The sequence below is a fragment of the Fictibacillus sp. b24 genome, from assembly GCF_030348825.1.
Classification (GTDB): domain Bacteria; phylum Bacillota; class Bacilli; order Bacillales; family Fictibacillaceae; genus Fictibacillus.
Map to the genome: position 1 here is coordinate 643058 of NZ_JAUCES010000005.1, position 18523 is coordinate 661580.

Annotated in this window: 12 protein-coding genes; all 12 read left to right on the forward strand. The window is 42.3% G+C overall.

The genetic code is table 11. The features are described 5' to 3' along the window. Positions 1–104 precede the first annotated feature (104 nt). The 12 genes from QUF49_RS03250 to QUF49_RS03305 all read left to right on the forward strand — a co-directional run bounded on the left by QUF49_RS03250 (position 105) and on the right by QUF49_RS03305 (position 18443). Positions 105–2468 (forward strand): glycoside hydrolase family 10 protein, encoded by a 2364-nt coding sequence (locus QUF49_RS03250; RefSeq protein ID WP_289494313.1) that lies wholly within the window; start codon positions 105–107, stop codon positions 2466–2468. 313 nt (positions 2469–2781) lie between these two features. Beyond that, positions 2782–4110, forward strand: a complete 1329-nt coding sequence (locus tag QUF49_RS03255) for an ABC transporter substrate-binding protein (RefSeq protein ID WP_289494314.1) — start codon at positions 2782–2784, stop codon at positions 4108–4110. A 68-nt stretch (positions 4111–4178) separates the two neighbouring features. Then, on the forward strand, positions 4179–5123 hold the full coding sequence (locus QUF49_RS03260) for a carbohydrate ABC transporter permease (RefSeq protein ID WP_289494315.1): 945 nt from the start codon (positions 4179–4181) through the stop codon (positions 5121–5123). Between the two features lie 19 nt (positions 5124–5142). Next, complete coding sequence (locus tag QUF49_RS03265) at positions 5143–5964, forward strand: carbohydrate ABC transporter permease (protein ID WP_289494316.1); 822 nt, start codon at positions 5143–5145, stop codon at positions 5962–5964. Between the two features lie 40 nt (positions 5965–6004). Then, positions 6005–7360 carry an FAD-dependent oxidoreductase gene (locus QUF49_RS03270; RefSeq protein WP_289494317.1) on the forward strand — a complete coding sequence of 452 codons (1356 nt, stop codon included), beginning with the start codon at positions 6005–6007 and terminating at the stop codon, positions 7358–7360. Continuing rightward, complete coding sequence (locus QUF49_RS03275) at positions 7361–9910, forward strand: glycoside hydrolase family 38 C-terminal domain-containing protein (RefSeq protein WP_289494318.1); 2550 nt, start codon at positions 7361–7363, stop codon at positions 9908–9910. It begins immediately after the preceding gene. A gap of 42 nt (positions 9911–9952) precedes the next feature. After that, on the forward strand, positions 9953–11638 hold the full coding sequence (locus tag QUF49_RS03280; RefSeq protein WP_289494319.1) for an ROK family protein: 1686 nt from the start codon (positions 9953–9955) through the stop codon (positions 11636–11638). A gap of 110 nt (positions 11639–11748) precedes the next feature. Then, positions 11749–11880: a hypothetical protein gene (locus QUF49_RS03285; protein ID WP_289494320.1), complete on the forward strand. Its 132-nt coding sequence runs from the start codon at positions 11749–11751 to the stop codon at positions 11878–11880. A 206-nt stretch (positions 11881–12086) separates the two neighbouring features. After that, entirely contained in the window at positions 12087–13085 is a 999-nt protein-coding gene (locus QUF49_RS03290) for an acetylxylan esterase (RefSeq protein WP_289494321.1), read from the forward strand. Beyond that, the gene (locus QUF49_RS03295; RefSeq protein ID WP_289494322.1) at positions 13057–14589 is read left to right on the forward strand and encodes a DUF4127 family protein; all 1533 of its coding nucleotides are present in this window, start codon (positions 13057–13059) and stop codon (positions 14587–14589) included. Before QUF49_RS03290 ends, QUF49_RS03295 begins: the two co-directional genes overlap by 29 nt. Further along, positions 14586–15452, forward strand: coding sequence for an ROK family protein (locus QUF49_RS03300; protein ID WP_289494323.1), 867 nt, complete (start codon positions 14586–14588; stop codon positions 15450–15452). The genes QUF49_RS03295 and QUF49_RS03300 overlap by 4 nt, the downstream gene beginning before the upstream one ends. 600 nt (positions 15453–16052) lie before the next feature. Continuing rightward, entirely contained in the window at positions 16053–18443 is a 2391-nt protein-coding gene (locus QUF49_RS03305) for a beta-galactosidase (protein WP_289494324.1), read from the forward strand. Positions 18444–18523 lie beyond the last annotated feature (80 nt).

An 18523-nucleotide genomic window follows, 5' to 3' on the forward strand; every position in this document is an offset into this window, starting at 1 on the left:
ATGAAATGAAAATAAATTTCATAAAAATAATAATAGTGAAAATAATTTAGAAAGACATTATAATTATTTGAAAGCGTTACCAAAACAATAAAAGGAGACTGATTATGAAGAAAAAATTTAAGGTCTTAACGGGTTCTCTCCTTGCTACAAGTCTTGTTTTTTCAGCTGTTGACTTGTCAGGTTCGGTTAAAGCGCAAGAAAATGTACCTTATAATGTCCTGTCCGTAAAAGATGAGTCAGGCGATCAAATGGCAATCAACGGCAAAAATCAGCTAGCCAATGATAACAAGCTGATCTTATTTAACGATGAATTTAGTTATTACACCGAAACACAAAAAGGAAGTATGGAAGTAGTCTTAGAAAAAACGGGCGTAAATACATACCGTGTTGTAAAAAACACAGATGGTGACAGCGCTATTCCTGAGAACGGGATTGTTATATCGACTGGAGATATTTCAACAGCAGAAATCAGAAACTTTTTAACACAATTGGAAGCGGGAGAAACGGTTACATTGACTGAGCCGACTGAAAAAAGTGAACAAAAACAGTCCCATGCAGTAGACCCTACCAGAGAATCGAACCCAGGTGGAGCTGTGTTTGATGGATTCCGCGGACCCGATCAGTTGATCGTCTATACTCCTGCGTTCGGTGAGTCTACCAAAACGAATCAGTATGGCTATGAAATAACAGTTGAGAACGGTTTTGTTACAAAACTTGGAGGCGGAAACTCTAAGATCCCTAAAAACGGTTTTGTCGTAAGTGGACATGGAGTGAATTCCAACTGGATCTCTTCTAACTCCATTATTGGTGCAAAGGTTAATGTGAGTTCAAACGGTGTTGTCGAAATCGTACAAGATGTAGAGAGTTTCCAATACCAAAGCCAGCAGGCGATCAATCAAGCAAAATTATCAATCGCAAAAGCGAAGTCAGAGTACTTAGATGTCGCGTTTGAAGAAGCCGATGCAGCTATCCAAAAAGCTGAGTCACTTTTAGCTGAAGCAGAAGCGATCAAAACAAGTGATCCTGTAAAATCATTGGACAGAACAAGACAAGCAACACAATCCGCTTATGACGCATACTATTATTCGCTTGCTTCTCATAAAGCAGAACAGCGTGCAATTTGGTATCGACCAGAAGAGACGACTTTAGCTGGCGTTAATCAAGTTCTTGATCGTATGGAAAAAGCAGGCTTTAACTCCGTCTATTTAGAAACAACATTCTGGGGATACACGATCTATCCGAGTGAGGTTATGGAGAAATATGGTCTGCCTGCACAGCACCCGCGTTTTGCGAATGCTGATTATGGCCAATATGGAAAAGACCTTCTTGAAGCTTACGTAAAAGAAGGAAAAAAGCGTGGCATGACGATTCAAGCGTGGACCGATGGATTCATGATCGGGGAAAGCAGCATAGGCGTTCCTTCTCAGTTTGCGAAATATCCAGAGTGGGCAGCCATCCAGCGCAGCAACACAACAGGAATGTACAAGCCAGACACGGCAAGCCGCTACTATTGGCTTGATATCGCACAGCCTGACGTGCAGGATTTTATGTTAGACATTTACAAAGAGATGCAAGCCGATTATGACATTAAAGGACTGAACATCGATTATATGCGTTACCCTCATCATAAGTTTGAAGAGAGCTACGGGTTTAGTGAGGCAACGAAACTACTTTATCAAGAGAAGACTGGAATAGATCCGTATACACTATCCCCAACTGCAACACCTGATGAGTGGGGAAAATGGCTGGATTGGCTGCGTGAGCGTGAGAACGATTTTGTGGACAAGCTTCACGTTCAAACAAAAGAGATGAACAAAAAGTTCATGCTGACGGCAACACCTGAACCAGGCCCTGAAGCGGTACAGATCAGCGACTGGAAAGAAGATATCGATGGAGTTATCCCGCAAGCGTATGGTCACGACTTTAACAGCATTCAAAAAACGGTTACAGACAGCAAAAAGCTGATGCCAGAAGGAACGATGTACTACACGGGAATCTACTCGTTCTATCATCACTTAAGTGAGATGGCGAGCGTGAGTGACGTCATGTCTGCGAAATATGGAACATCTGGTGTGAACATGTTTGCGTTCGGCCAAGCGAGTGCCCCGTCTGTAGATGCTCTCGGTAAAGGGCCTTGGCGTGAGCAAGCGGTGAACCCTGGTGAGGAGCCGATTCTGGCGACACATACTGTACTGAAAGATATTGAAAAGCAAATGATGAAAATCTATATTCCTCAAGGAGCAGTAAGCGAAAAGGACGGCATATCTCTTAAACTAGCGATTAAGGAACTAGATAAAGCAGTGGATAAAGATATAGCGAACAGTGCTGTTGTTTTTGATTCTACCGTAGCGAAGGTCGAGCAGGCGGTTGCGGAGAAGAAACTTGCTGCAGTTGTTGGAGAGAGAATTAAAGCTGATCTTCTCCAAGCAAAAACGTGGGTGAATTACTCGTTAAATCATCAGAAATAGAAGGCAAATAGAAAGAACAGATCGAAGGACCAGGATCTGTTCTTTTTCTAAGCGATAAAGCGAGCATCTGGAACGGAAATCAATCACTTTCAAGAGCAACAAAGTTTGCGAAAACAACCTTTAGTAAAGAGCGCACGTTCCTGACTCGCCAACAGCATCGACAACTTTAACACGCAAAAAAAGAAATTTATTTTCAAAATATAAAAACGAACGAAAATTATTTTTAAAATGGATTGAAATTCCGCAATCTTACTTTTATAATTGAGTTATTAAGAAAACGCTTACCAAAATGTTTCTGAGGGGGAAATGAAAAGTGAAGAAACGTACAAAAACTTGGGTTTCTGGTTCACTAGCAGCAGCGTTGTCATTAAGTTTGATCGCGTGCAGCAACGGAGAGGAAGATAAGGCAAAAGGGTCTTCTAAAGATGGAGAGCTTTCTGGAGAAGTTACGCTTTGGACGGCTTCATTAGCAGGAGAGCCATTTGATACTTACTTCAAGAACATTGAAAAGGATTTTGAAAAGCTTCATCCGAAACTTGATGTTGTGATTGAAGACGTTCCTCAAAATGAAATGGAGCAAAAAGTGCTGACATCACTTACAGGTGACGATGTTCCAGACGTTGTTAACTTGAATCCTCACTACATGTCTAACATTGCAGCTCAAGGTGGACTATTAGATCTTACAGATGCGGTGAGTGACGAGACGAAGGACTCTTTTGTAGAAGGGCCGTATCAATCAGGTATGTATGAAGATAAGCTTTATGCTTTGCCATGGTACTTAACAACAACGGTTTCTTGGTTTAACGGCGATGCGTTCTCAAAAGCTGGCGTTTCAGAGCTTCCTACAGATACGAAGGGACTTTATGAAGCGGCGAAAAAAGTAAAAGATGCAACGGGAAAACCGTCTTACTACCCTGTTATCAATGACGGAAACACGATTATGGAAAAAATGGTTTCAATCGCGAACGGAACACCGATCGTTGAGGACGGAAAAGCAAACATCGAAGACAACAAAGATCTATTAGAATTCTTCGAGGCAACTCAGAAGATGTATAAAGAAGGAATTATTCCACAAGAAGCTGCAGAAGGATCTATTAAAACAGGTCAAGAGCTTTACATGGCAGGAAACGTATCTATGCTTGAAGGCGGCGTAACTTTCCTAGGACCAATCGAGTCAGGGGCTCCTGAAGTGTACAAAGCATCAAAAGCAGGACAGCCGTTGAACGCAGCTGAAGCACCAGTGAACGTGGCTGTTATGAACTTTGCGGTTCCAGCAAAAACAAAGAACGAAGATGCTGCAGTTGCACTTGCTGAGTTTGTTTCAAACGCTGAAAACCAATTAGAATTTGCTAAAACGGCAGGAACTGTTCTTCCAGCTACAAAGAAATCTTTAGAAGATGATTACTTCAAGAATCCAGGAGATTCTCCAAAAGCATTTGGTATGTTAGAAGCTTCTAAGTCTTTAAGCCGTGCTGAAGTACTCATTCCTCCAACGGAAAACAGTGCTGATCTGCGTACAGCCACTAAGAACATCTTCATCCAAAACTTACAAGGTAAACTATCTCCGAAAGAAGCGTTAAAAGAACTAGCTTCTGAGTGGAACAAAGCGTTTGAAAAATCAGGTGAAAAAGTAACATTCTAATGTAGTAGATGAAGAGACTAGCTTTTACAAAAAGCCTAGTCTCTACTTTTTAAAAGGGGGGTTCTAACATGAACAGAGAACCTGTTGTACTGCCAAATGTCAAAACAAAAATCACAACAACGAAAAAGAAGAAAAAGTTTAGCATGAAGTTCCTTACACCATGGCTGTTTTTACTGCCGGCTATCGTAATTCTAGCAACGTTTTTAGTGTATCCGATTTTAGAAGCGTTCAAGTGGAGTTTTCTGGATTATAAAATCATTGCGGGTACTGGAGAATATGTTGGTCTAGCTAACTTTAAAGAGATGTTTGCAGATAAGTATTTTTGGGTTGCGTTAATCAATACGCTGACGTTTCTTGTGATCGTCCTGCCCTTAAACGTCTTTTTACCAATGATTTTAGCAGTCCTTGTAAACCAAAGAATAAGAGGAGCTGGCACGTTCCGAGTTCTTTACTATCTCCCGGTTATCACACCAATGGTAGTAGCCGCGCTTATGTGGAAGATGCTTTACTCACAAAGCGGAATCATCTCTGAGTTCTTAGTAAAACTAGGAGTGTTCGACGGTCCTACTAATCTATTGGTTCAGTCATCAACAGCACTAACAGCCGTAGCAGCCATTACCGTATGGAAAGGGCTTGGCTATTATATGATCATTTATTTGGCAGGTCTGCAATCGATTCCAAAGGATGTTTATGAGTCTGCAAGTATTGACGGAGCATCTGTTTGGAAGCAGTTTACGAAGATTACAATTCCGATGCTAACACCATCAATTACACTCGTATCGGTTATGACAATCATTGCTGGAATGAAAGTCTTTGAAGAGATCGCCTTAACAACGGGCGGGGGTCCATCAGGTGCGACAACGACGCTCGTTATGTACATCTATAACAAATTTATGAGTCTCGACGTAAGTATCGCGTCTGCTGCAGGTATCGTGCTGCTCATACTTGCGATTGCAGCATCACTTCTACAAATGAAATTAACAAGTAAACGCGAAGACGATCTGCGTGTTTAACCGATTGGGGGGATAACTTATGAAATCAAAACAAAACAGTAAAATATGGCTTTATGCCGTTATGATTCTCATCACTGTACTGACGGTCGGACCGTTTCTGATTACGTTATTTATGGCGATGAAATCTGGAAGTGAAGGTATCTACACAAGTCTGCTTCCAAAAGACCCAACACTCGTAAACTTCGTAACAGCCTTTGAAAAAGCAAACTTTGGACTTTACTTTATGAACACAGCGATTATTACAGCTATTGCGATTCCTCTAAATCTGTTGTTCTGCAGTTTAGCGGCATATCCGCTCGCACGTATGGATTTTAAAGGACGCAGTGTTGTGCTGGCACTCATCATCTCAACCATGATGGTTCCGTTTCAGCTATATATGGCTCCACTTTTTCAGCTAGCAGGAGAACTTGGATTAAGAAACACACATATTGGGCTTGTTGTGATGCAGGTTTCAACAGCATTCGGGATCTTTTTAATGCGCCAAGCTTATCTGCGTATTCCAAAAGAACTTGAAGAATCTGCATACTTAGACGGCGCAAACCGCTTTAAAGTTTGGTATCTCGTCGTATTGCCGCTTGTGAAACCAACACTTGTAACGTTGGCGATCTTCACATTCATGGGCACGTGGGGCGATTACTTATGGCCGTTGCTTAATTCAACAGAAAGCAGCATGTACACGTTATCCATTGGGCTCGCACAGCTTTCACAGAACTTTGACGGATCAAACTTAAAATTAATTTCTGCAGCATCCATCTTAACGACGATTCCAACACTGTTAATCTTCATTTGGCTGCAAAAGTACTTTATTTCAGGAGCAACAGACGGAGCGGTAAAAGGATAAACCGTCACATCACGATATCTTTTTTTAGAGGTGAATTCATTTGAGTACCTTAACTTTTTGGGGAAGAGAAATACCTGTCATTCATGATGTGGATTGTGTTGTGGTCGGCGGCGGTACAGGAGGCGCTGCAACAGCGATCTCTGCATTAGAAGAAAATCTCTCTACACTAGTCGTAGAAAAAACCATATCACTCGGAGGAACTCAAACGAATTCCCTTGTTTCTCCTATGATGCCGACTCATGTAAAAACTCAGCGTATCAACGGTTTGATCACGGAACGGTTAAATAAAGAGAATGTTAAAACAAGTGACGGAACGACAGCATGCAGCTGGTTTAACGTTGAGTCATTAAGTTATGTGCTCGAACAGCTCATCACAGAGCGCGGAGGCAGCATTCTGTATGATGCGAATTTTATAGACTGCGTTAAGGAAGAGGGAAAGATCACACATATTATCGTAAACACATGCAATGGACTTGCTGCAATTTCAGGAAAAACGTTCGTTGATGCTACAGCAGATGCCGTTCTTTCTCGTTCAGCAGGTGTTGGAGTGGTGAGTGGAAATAACGATGGAGAAAATCAGCAAATCTCATTCCGTTTTGAAATGGGAGGTATTGATATCCCAGAGTTAAGGACGTTCATCCTCTCTCAGAACGAGACGTTTTGTAAGATTGAGAATCCTGACTTTTTTGAGATTGCCATGGTTCCTGGTAAAGGGCATGTATTAGAACCTTACTTCCGAGAAGCATTCGCAAACGGTGACTTACTTGAGGAAGATTTGCGCTATTTCCAAGCGTTTACCCAGCCGGGAAAACCCACGGTCATGTCATTTAACTGCCCGCACATTCCAGGCATAACGAAAACAACAGATCCAAACCTTCGTTCAGAGGCTGTTGTAAAAGGTAGACAAATGATTCGTAGACTCGCAAAATTCTTACCAAAATACATTCCTGGATTCCAGAACGCTTTTCTATTGAAAGAAGCGAACCAGCTTGGTATTCGTGAATCATACCGCATCGTTGGTCAATACGTACTTACTGAACAGGATTATGTGAATCGCGCTCGATTTGAAGACGGAATTGCTCGAGGCGACTGGTACATTGATGTTCACAGTGTTACAAAGGAATCGGTAAACGAAGCGAAATTTTCTCGTGGAGAATATTACGAAATTCCTTACCGTTCACTTATCACGTTTGAAGTGGAAAACTTAGTTGTTGTAGGCAGACACATCTCTAGCACATTTTTGATGCAAGCCTCTCTTCGCATTCAGCCGACTGTTCGTGATATGGGTCAAGCGGCAGGAATGGCCTGCGCGTATTCAATTAAAAACAACACGGCATTAAACACATTGAACGGTGCACATCTGAAACAGCAGCTTCAAATGGTGGAGGAGTTTTAAATGAAGAACATAAATACAGTAAACATATTGAACCATACGCATTGGGACCGTGAATGGTACGAAACGTTTGAAGAGTTTCGTTTCAGACTTCGCAACGGACTACGCTATACACAGGACCTGTTGAATGAGGGGAAGATCGATAACTTCTTTTTAGACGGACAGACGATCGTTCTGGATGATTACCAAGAGATTGTAAGTGATGAAGAGTATGCCCGCCTGCTTACTTTTATAAGAGAAGGAAAAATAGAAGTTGGCCCATGGTATCTTTTAGCGGATGAGTTTCTCGTTTCAGGTGAGTCCATGATCAAGAACTTGGAGATCGGAACAAGTACTGCCAAGAAACTAGGTTCACCGTATAACATCGGATATTTGCCAGATACGTTTGGACACATCAGTCAGATGCCGCAAATTTTATGCCATTATCGAATTGATTCTGCTCTCATTTTCCGTGGTGCCATATCGGACCGTTTTGAAAACACATGGGAAGGTGCAGACGGAACAAAGGTATTTACGATCGTACTGCCGCTATTTGAAGGTTATTATCAAACATTCCTTAAATCTAAGGATTTTGTTGAAAAGACGAAAACCTATCTAGAAGGAAATGCTCCTTATTTAACTTCGGGTAATGCTTTAATCATGAACGGAGCGGATCATACGTTTACAAGCTCTGATGTAAATGAAAGAGTGAAGAAGTTGAGTGAGGAAATGCCCCATATTGCGTTTAAGCAAACGTTGATGTCGGAGTATGTGAACTCATTCGCTGGAGTGGAACCAGAGGCAACAATCTCAGGAGAACAACGCGATCCATCAAAAATTTTCATTCTTCCTGGCGTGTATTCCACGAGATCTTATTTGAAAAATCAAAACCAAATGTGCGAAGACCAAGCAGTTGGAATCATGGAAGCATTAAACGTTTGGACGTATGGTTCTTCAGATTCTGCAAAGTTCATGGAGTATGTGTGGAAACTGATCTTACAGAACCAGCCGCATGACAGCATTTGCGGTTGCAGTGTAGACGCGGTTCATGATGAGATGGAAACACGAACGCAAAAAGTGTTAAATGCAATCAGCCGATTTTCAAAAGATACCCTTCACGATGAATTTCCCTTTGAGTATCTTGACGATTCAGTAGAAAACGGCTACTTATATGTGGTTAACAATACACCGATTGCCTCACGTTATCCTGTAACAGCATCGATCCGCATTCCAGCTCCATTAGACAAAGGTTCGATCAAACTGTTTCATAACGAAGAGGATATTGCGTTTGACGTGTTGAAAAGAGAACGTCGGGAAGAATTTATTCATCATATTTTAGCTGAACCTCACTATGGAGATTATGTGGTCTATGATGTAAGCTTTTCAATTCCTTTTGATGGAGCTGAAATAAAGGCGATTAAAATTGATACGGTGGAAGATGACTCGAAAGTTGTTGAAAGTCATTCGCTGCCGTTCATTCAAAATGACTTTTATAAAATAGAATGGAATGACGACAGTTTATCCATCACTGACCTTGAAACCGGCGTGACACATGGTGATCAGCATCATTTTACTTCGTCCTTAGATGCTGGAGACACGTACAACTATTCACCTCCTCTGAATGATAAAATCAGTAAAGCTGTTATTACGGCAATATCGGATATTCGTAAGGGTGAGACGTTCCAGTCCGTTACGGTGCATTATGAGATGAAATTGCCTGCTTCACTGAACGAAGACCGATCAGGTGCAAGTGACACTGAAACCACAAATAAGATAAGAACAACGATAACCCTTCATAAAGGGAAAAGATTTATTTATTTTAAAACGAAGATAAACAATTCGGCGAAAGACCAAAAGCTGAAGGTTGGATTCTCTACAGCTAAAGCCGATATAAGCTATGCAGACACAGCGTTTGACCTGATCCAACGGGAAACGCTTCGAGATAAGAAATTCGATATGCCGAAAAATAAAGAAGCGATCATGAATCAATATCCAACTCAATCTACAGTGATCGCAAATGAACATCAACTTCTTCACCGAGGTTTACAAGAATACGAGGTTGACGAGTTTGAAGGAAGTGACCACATTTTCTTAACGATGATCCGAAGTGTTGGATGGTTGTCGAGACGTGATCTGCGTACGCGTGGAAATGGGGCTGGGCCAGGCTTTGAAACACCAGGCGCACAATGCCTCGGTGAGTACGAATTTGAATACGGGTTGGTTCTTGGTAAGAACAACATGAGTTTAAACAACGGAAAATTTTTGCGTCAGCACGTGTTGACTCAGCAATCATATGTAAAAAAAGAGGATCAAAAGCTATTTAATCTTTCATCAGCAGGTGTTGCTTTTTCCTCATTCATGTTGAAGGAAGAAAATACGTTTGATATTCGTCTGTTCAATCCTTCTGCTGAGGATGTGAACACAGATTTAATTCTTGGTTTTGATCCTGAAGAGCTGTATGAAGTTGATTTTACTGGGAAAATCATTTCCAGCGTTTCCGCAGCAAAACAAACAGCCATTACGTTTGGCCCTAAACAAATCAAAACCATTCGTGTAAAAAGGAAAGGCCGGTAATGAAGGGATCAAATACTCCGTCCTTAGAAAATGAAGGTGATCATGATGAGAAAGTTTGTAGCATTTGACATAGGCGGGACATTAATTAAATACGGTGTTATTTCAGAAGATGGGACGTTTATCGAAAAATATGAAGTGCCAACAGAAGCGCAGCTTGGCGGACCTGTTATCGTCCAAAAAGTGAAGCAATGTGGAGAGCAGTTGATCGATAAGCATGACATAAGCGGGATCTGTGTCAGCACAGCTGGCCAAGTAGACTCCAAAGAAGGCGTCATTCTTTTTGCTTCTTCTCTAATTCCAAATTACACCGGAACTAAGTTAAAGCAGGAACTAGAGGAACACTTTAACTTGCCAGTAGAAGTAGAAAACGATGTGAACTGTGCGGGACTTGCGGAGTCATGGATCGGAACAGGAAAAGATTCGAAGAGCTTGTTCTGTCTGACGATTGGTACAGGAATCGGCGGAAGCTATATTTTAGATAACAAACTTCACACCGGCCACAGCTTTAGCGGTGGTGAGATCGGTTATATTCCGATCGAAGGCGGTCAGTTTGAAGAACTAGCTTCGACACGGGTTTTAATAAAAAATGTTACACAACGTAAAGAAGTAGCGGAGTCTGAGCTTGATGGCAAAATGATTTTTGAGATGGCGCAAAAAGGTGACGAAATATGCATCGAGGAAATTGAACGCCTTGTGTACTATCTTTCAAAAGGAATCGCAACGATTGCATACATGATGAATCCTGAAACGATTATTATCGGCGGAGGCATTACGGCTCAAAAGGATTACCTTATGCCTTTAATCATGAAACAGCTCGAGATCGATGTGATTCCAGCCATTTTAGCAAAAACGAAGATCGAGATCGCCCGCAACTTAAATAATGCAGGCATGGTCGGAGCTCTACGACATTTCTTGCTTCAAGAATCTCTGCAGCCTTTGAAGAGCATCACGACAATGATCGAATCGAACAGACACAAGCTGACGAAACGCGAGCAGATGATCGCAAAATACATTATCACGAATCTAGAGTCATTCCCGAACAGAACCATTTCAGAACTGTCACGACAGATCGACGTATCAGAAGCGACGATTACAAGGTTCTGCCAAAAGCTCGAGTTTGGTTCATACAACAAGCTTCGATTGATGGCAAAAGAAGCTTCTGTGAGCATAAGACTATTTGAACATTCTGAAAGTCACAATTTAACAGGTGTTAAAGAGACGTATGTGAGTATGCTCAAAAAATTTGATACGCTGTACGAATTGAAGGATGTAGAAAAAGTAAAACATCAAGTAGCAAACGCCGAACAAATTTACTTGTATGGCGGAAACAAGCTGTCTTTTATCGCGGATCAAATGAAATACAAGCTAATGAGACTTGGCAAGAGAGCCGATACGTTTTCGTCCGCTTATGAGATGGAATTGTCATCATACACACTAAACCAAGACACGCTGGTAATCGGACTCAGTGCTTCTGGTTATGATTCAGAAGTGGTTGGTATGCTGAGGCAAGCGAAGAAGTTAGGGTGCGAAACGATCGGAGTGACGAGCCAGCAGGATTCACCGTTATCAGAGGTTTCGAATACGCGTTTACTCATTCCAGCGACAGACGATATCGCGGGTGATGATAACTCTATTTGTGAAGTATCAGCATTCTACCTGATGGATGTTATTTTAAAAGAACTGCGCAATGACTATAAGGCAGAAAATCATCAAAAAGAGATTATTTAATTGGCTGTTTCGTCTCAAATTACGCTTAAAATTAACCATTCTGTTGTAAATGAGCTGATCTTACATGTTTACTTAGGGGTGGGACAGGGTTTTAAAGCGGTAAAAGAGGGATGAAGTTTGTGTTTTGGGGTATTGGAGCGAAACGAGGGGTCCACTGGGCGAAACGCTGGTCAATTGGAGCGAAACAGTTGGTCCACGGGGCGAAACAGAAGGTGATTGGAGCGAAAAGCGGCCTTGTTTGAGCGAACGTGTAATAAATAAGAGAACACGTACCGTAAAAACAGACAAATTGCAGTTCCGATAAGGAATGAAGCCAACTGGCGACTTCCGGGCGTGCAATCGCACCATTTGCGCCTGCACGCTTTATATAAAAACGAATTGAAAAGAAAGGAGAAAATATGATACTACCAAATATTTTCTCCTTTTTACGTATGAAGGGTGAACAGTCATGAATGCTTACGATGAAGCGATAGAACAACTGCGAAATTACAAACCTCAGCAGACGAAAAAAGCTGATTTTGATGCATTTTGGGATAGGTTAAAAGTTGAAAATCACGAGTATCCGCTAAATGTTGAAGTAAAGGAGCGAGCATACAGCGTTCCGGGCGTAAAAGTCTATGACGTGGCATTTGACGGATTTCGCAATTCTCGCATCCACGGTGTTTACGTGACACCAGAAATTGTTAAGTACGATGCTCCAGCTGCCGTCATCTTTCATGGCTACAACTGGAACACGCTGCAGCCGCATTATACGTTTAAGCATGTGATTCAAGGTGTGCCTGTTTTATTAGTAGATGTAAGAGGACAGAGTGTGAAATCCGCGGACAAGAACAACTACGAAAATGGAGGGGCAGCCGGCTGGCTCACACAAGGAATTTTCGATCCTGACCAATATTATTACACGCACGTTTATATGGATTGTTACCGAAGTGTTGACGTTGTTCGCGAACTGTCAGGAAAAAGAGACGTTTATCTGGAAGGCGGCAGTCAAGGTGGAGGATTGGCCATCGCCACTGCTGCTTTGCAGGAGGACATCACCTTAACGTTATGCGACATTCCGTTTATGACGGACTTTGAACGTTCGGTTGGACTTGCTGCAGAAGGACCTTATACAGAGATTGCGCATTATTTTAAAGTACACGATCCACAGCATCTAACGGTAGCTAAAATCTTTGAAACGCTCAGTTATGTGGACACGATGAATTTAGCAACCTTTGTAACATGTCCGGTCCTTTTATCGGTGGGGATGATTGATCCCGTATGTCCGCCGTTAAGCGCTTTTGCTTTGTATCATCATTTAGGCGGTCCAAAGGAAATCAGAACGTACCGTGAATACGGCCACGAAGTCCCTATGCTTCATGAGGAAGAAAAGCTGAAATTTATTCATAAAAAGTATGTAGCGAAAGAAGGCCAAATCCATGAAGATTGCTTATTTACCAATAGATGAACGCCCTTGCAACATCACATATGTCCAGATGATTGCGGAGTCTTCACATGATGTAGAGTTGTTTGTTCCTGGACCTGAACTCTTAGGTTATAAAAAAAAGGCGGCGAATACAGAAGGTTTGTGGAACTGGCTAAAGAATCTAGCAGGGAAAGTGGATGCTCTTATTTTAAGCATTGATATGCTGGTTTACGGCGGGCTGCTTCCGTCCAGACTTCATTATTTGACTCAAAAAGAGAGTACGGTATGGATTGAACGCTTACGCTCGCTGCGCCAGGAACATCCGAATCTAGGAATCTACGCATCAAATTTAATCATGCGTACACCAAAATACAGTTCGAGTGACGAGGAACCGGATTATTATGAACATTGGGGCAGAGAATTGTTTTTACGCGCTTATCTACTGGATAAAGAAAAGCGAGAAAAGTTAACAGAAGATGAGGCGAAACAGCTTAGCGAAATACAAGAAAAGCTGCCAAAAGAACACATCGAAGACTATGAGACGAGACGTGTCTTCAACTCAAATATGAATTTACAGATGTTAGATTTGGTTCAGGAAGGCGTGCTGACGTTTATGTCCATTCCTCAGGATGATAGTTCCGAATTCGGATATACTGCGATTGATCAAAGCGCGGTGGTGACAAAACGAGAACAGCTGCGTTTATATAAAAAAGTTCACATGTACCCTGGTGCAGATGAAGTAGGAGCGACTTTATTAGCGAGGGTTTATAATGATTTGAAGGGGCAGAAACCTAAAATTTTTCCTATATGGAGCAGTACGCTCGGCCCGCAGCTTGTGCCCATGTATGAAGATCGTCCTTTTGCAGAAAGTTTAAAAGCGCATGTTTTAGCAGCAGGGTGTCAGTTGGTGGATCGTGCGGAGGATGCCGATCTAGTGCTCGCTTATAATATGCCAGGACGCGTCATGCAAGAGTCATGGGAACAAAATGTAAAAGACATTACGTACACGAGTTTTAGAAATATGCTCACGTTTGTGGATGAAATTAAGCATTTTATAGATTCAGGTAAAAACGTCATTGTGGCGGATTCCGCATATGCGAATGGCGGAGACCGCGAGTTGATCACCCTTTTAGATGAAGAGGGTATTCTTGATCAGCTTCTGTCATACAAAGGGTGGAACACGAACTGTAATACGCTAGGCACAACAATCTGCCAAGGTGTGTTGGGGGCTGAAGGTAAGCAGACGGAGATTCAAAAAAATCTAATTTACCACCTTTTTGATGATTATTTTTATCAAGCAGAGATTCGTATGGAAATGAACACAGATTATCTGCCGAAGTATGATTTGAATTATTTTGATTTAAAAGAGGCTGCAGACATTGTAAATGAAGAGCGCAATCAACGGATGTTAAGTAGATTCAATGAGATGATTCTGAATAGCTTTCAAGCATATAAGGTGGAGAATTTGGAAACGTTCGCGCCATGGAACCGAATGTTTGAATGTGGACTTTCCTTTAAGTTGAAAGAAAGAAGTGATTCTAAATGAGACTAGGAGCGATTGAAGCGGGAGGCACGAAGTTTGTTTGCGGAATCGGTACCGAACAAGGAGAAGTCATTGAAAGAATTTCCATCCCAACAACAACGCCGGAAGAGACTCTCGGGCAGGTGATCGACTTTTTTAAAGAGAAAGAGATTGATGCGCTTGGAGTGGGTTCATTCGGACCAGTTGATCTTGATCCGGCAAGCTCAACGTATGGCTATATCACAAGCACTCCAAAAAAATATTGGAATCAATTCAACTTAGTCGGCGAACTGAAAAAGCATTTTAAAATTCCGATCGGGTTTGATACGGATGTGAACGCGGCAGCACTAGGCGAATCGGTTTGGGGTGCAGCTAAAGGACTCGACAGCTGCTTATATATGACCGTTGGAACGGGTATTGGCGTTGGGGCTGTTGCGGAAGGAAAGCTCATTCACGGCATGCTGCACCCAGAGATGGGCCACATTTTGGTAAGGCGGCATGAAGAGGATGGGTTTCGTGGCAGCTGTCCTTATCACGACGATTGTCTAGAAGGAATGGCGGCAGGACCTGCGATTGAAGCACGCTGGGGAATAAAAGGTGTGGAACTTGCAGGTGAATCTAGAGTGTGGGAACTTGAAGCGTACTATCTGGCACAAGCACTCGTGAATTATATACTAATACTCTCGCCTAAGAAGATTATTATCGGCGGTGGCGTGATGAAGCAGGAACAGCTTTTCCCGTTTGTACGAGAACATACGATTAAGTTGTTAAACGGGTATATTCAGCATGACAATATAGTAAAAAATATTGATCAGTATATTGTGCCACCTGGCTTGGGTGACAATGCAGGGGTGTGCGGGGCATTAGCGTTAGCGAAAGGACTATAGATGATTGATGATGAAGCTGATTCCAGTTTATTAGGAGTCAGCTTTTTGCATTAGGCTGAAAAGTTGATGTTAGTGGTTAAAAATAGACAGGAAAGTTGTGTTTAATTGAACATTATTCTAATTTATGACTTTTGTAAGCATTTTAAGGTTTTTTATAGAGAAAATACTGGTGAATTTTATGAGGATTACTAGAGATATTGGCTGCTTGAGCGAAAAGGTAACCAGTTTGAGCGAAACGCATTGCTGTTTGAGCGAAAACAGTGGTTCACTGAGCGAAACGAAGGGTCTATTGAGCGAAAAGAGCCCACGTCTGCGCAAACGTGTAACAATTATAAGAACACGTACCATATCCAACTAGCTGATCAACTTTGATCACGCCCGGTCATAATTTTTAGAAAATTTTATTGTAACCGTTTACAAGTTGTTTTATAATATCTAAAAGCGAAACGTTTCTATTGGTAAAATGAGGATTTCACTCTTTTCGAGAGATTTGAAACGTTTATATTTTTCGAAGTAACATATTTTTTTGTGTTTAATCGAAACGTTTCGATTAAACACAATTATTTTACAAAACCGGATTTCCGGATAAAGAGGTGATTTATGAAAAGCGTAACGATAAAAGATGAGAAGGTGATCGTCGAGGGGAAGGAAGTTTTCTTATTTGGAGGAGAACTTCACTACTTTCGTATTCCAAAACAAGATTGGCGGACGCGCATCCAACAAGTGAAAGAAGCAGGAGCCAATATGATCAGCACTTATGTACCTTGGATCTTTCATGAGTATGAGGAAGGCGTAACGGATTTGACGGGGACTTCTCGTCCAGAGCGTGATTTTCAAACGTTCCTTCAGCTCGTAAAAGAGGAAGGGATGTATTGCTTAGTGCGGCCAGGCCCGTACGTGATGGCGGAAATCATCGACCATGGTGTTCCAACGTGGTTCATTGAAAACTACCCAGAAGCGGTAGCGAAAACGAACGCAGGCGAGATCCATCCAACACGAGTCGTGAGCTACAGTCATCCGACATTTTTAGAAAAAACGGAGCTTTGGTATAAAGAGGTTTGCTCGGTCATTAAACCTTTCCTTGTAACGAACGGCGGTCCGGTCATCCTATTCCAGCTCGATAACGAAGTGGGGATGTTCCATTGGGTTACGAACCAGCCGGATTATAATGCTTCGACTCTTCAAGAGTTTCAGCAGCATTTGAAAACAAACTACACGGAGCAATCGTTTCAAGATACGTTCCGCATTCCATATGGAGACATCCAGTCATTCGCGGAGAACATGACAAAAAAACCTGAAGCGATTTTCGCTCACGCACTCCGAAATGAATTTGGACTCTTTTTACGTCAGCACTATAAGCGGTTCATCGAGCACCTTAAACAGTCAGCAGAAGAAAAAGGCATTGACGTTCCGTTCGTGGTGAACATTCATGGATTTCACGGCATCGATATTTTAAAGCGGGGAACGATGTACCCGATCGGGATTTCGCAGCTGCTCGAGACCGCCAAGATTGAGAATACGCTCATGGCTGGCGACTATTACATTGGGAACATCGAGTATGACAGCTACGTTGACATCGTTCTGGCTAACGCGTTTACAAAAGCGATTCAGTGGAAAGAGCAACCGCTGTTCTCAGCTGAGTTTCAAGGTGGAAGTATTCACGACAAGCCGAAGCTCCAACCGACGACATTCGATCTAACGACGCGTTTATGTATCGCTGACGGTATGAACGGTGTGAACTATTACATGTTTGGTGCTGGTGAAAACTATGAAAATATCGGACTGTTCGGAAGACGGCATGATTGGCAGGCGCCGCTCACTAAGACCGGCCAAAGAAATCCGCACTATCCTGTGATTCAGCATATCGGTAAGATGCTGCAGACATTCGAGAGCTCACTGCTCCAAACGAAGCCAGTGATCGATACGCATCTCGGTTTTTATCCGGATTATTACATGACTGAGTTTCATGATGAGCATACGAAAGCAATGGTCGATCAGATTCAGCGCGATCGTGAAACGTATATGGCGAACGGAATCGCGAAGGCACTTAGACTGAACAACATTATCTATGATGCGGTTAACGTGCAGGCTGATGATGAGATCGATCCGAGCCAGATTCCTTCTCTCTGGATGTTTACTACCGAGTGGATGGATGAGTACATTCAACGAAAACTTGTCTCGTATCTTGAGAACGGCGGTAAGCTCATCTTGTTCCCGACCATTCCGACTAAAACACTAAAAAACGTACCGTGCACGATCCTCAAAGATTACATCGACGTTTCGGTTAAAGGAGTAAGCAATCGTGTGTTCGGTCAGATTGATCAGACGGACAACGTGTTGATCGACCGGGCTGAAATCTATGAGACAAAGGGTGGCGTGTTTGCACATATTGAGGACAAGCCTCACCAAGTGATCGCTTTTGAAAAGCAGCTTGGAAAAGGACAGCTCTACATGTTCGGCGTTGGAATGGATCACGGCTTTCATTATCAGAACGACATTATCGTCGAGCTTGCGAAACGAGCGGGTATCGAGAGTCGCTTCAGCCTCCATGAAGAACTTGATATCACGATTCGATCTCATCCGGATAAGGGAGATTTCTTCTTCCTTCAAAACTTTGATGAGTATAAGAAGACGACGACAATCACTTACGACGGCAAAACACTTTTCGGCGGGAAAGAAATTTCAATTCCGATGAGAAGCGGACTCATGCTTCTGGTTAACGTTCCATTAAATGAGGACTTGTTCATCATATACGGAACGGGTGAGATCTATGAGATTGAACATCATCAGGATGAAATTTCACTCACGCTAAAAGTAATCCAACGAGAAGAAGAGTTCATTTTCCGTTCTTCTACTTGGAAACCTGTAGACAGTGAAGGAATCACCATTGAGGAAGTTCAGGAACACACGTTTAAAGTGCTGATTCAAACAACAGAAGACACAGCATCCATTCGGTTTCAACCGGCGTTCGCGAACGCTATTCAACCATAAAACAAGGCTATTTCTAAATGTTGCAACTAAGGCGTTTTGTTCATTCTCATCCCTGAATAAGTTGATTGGAGTGTAGGGGG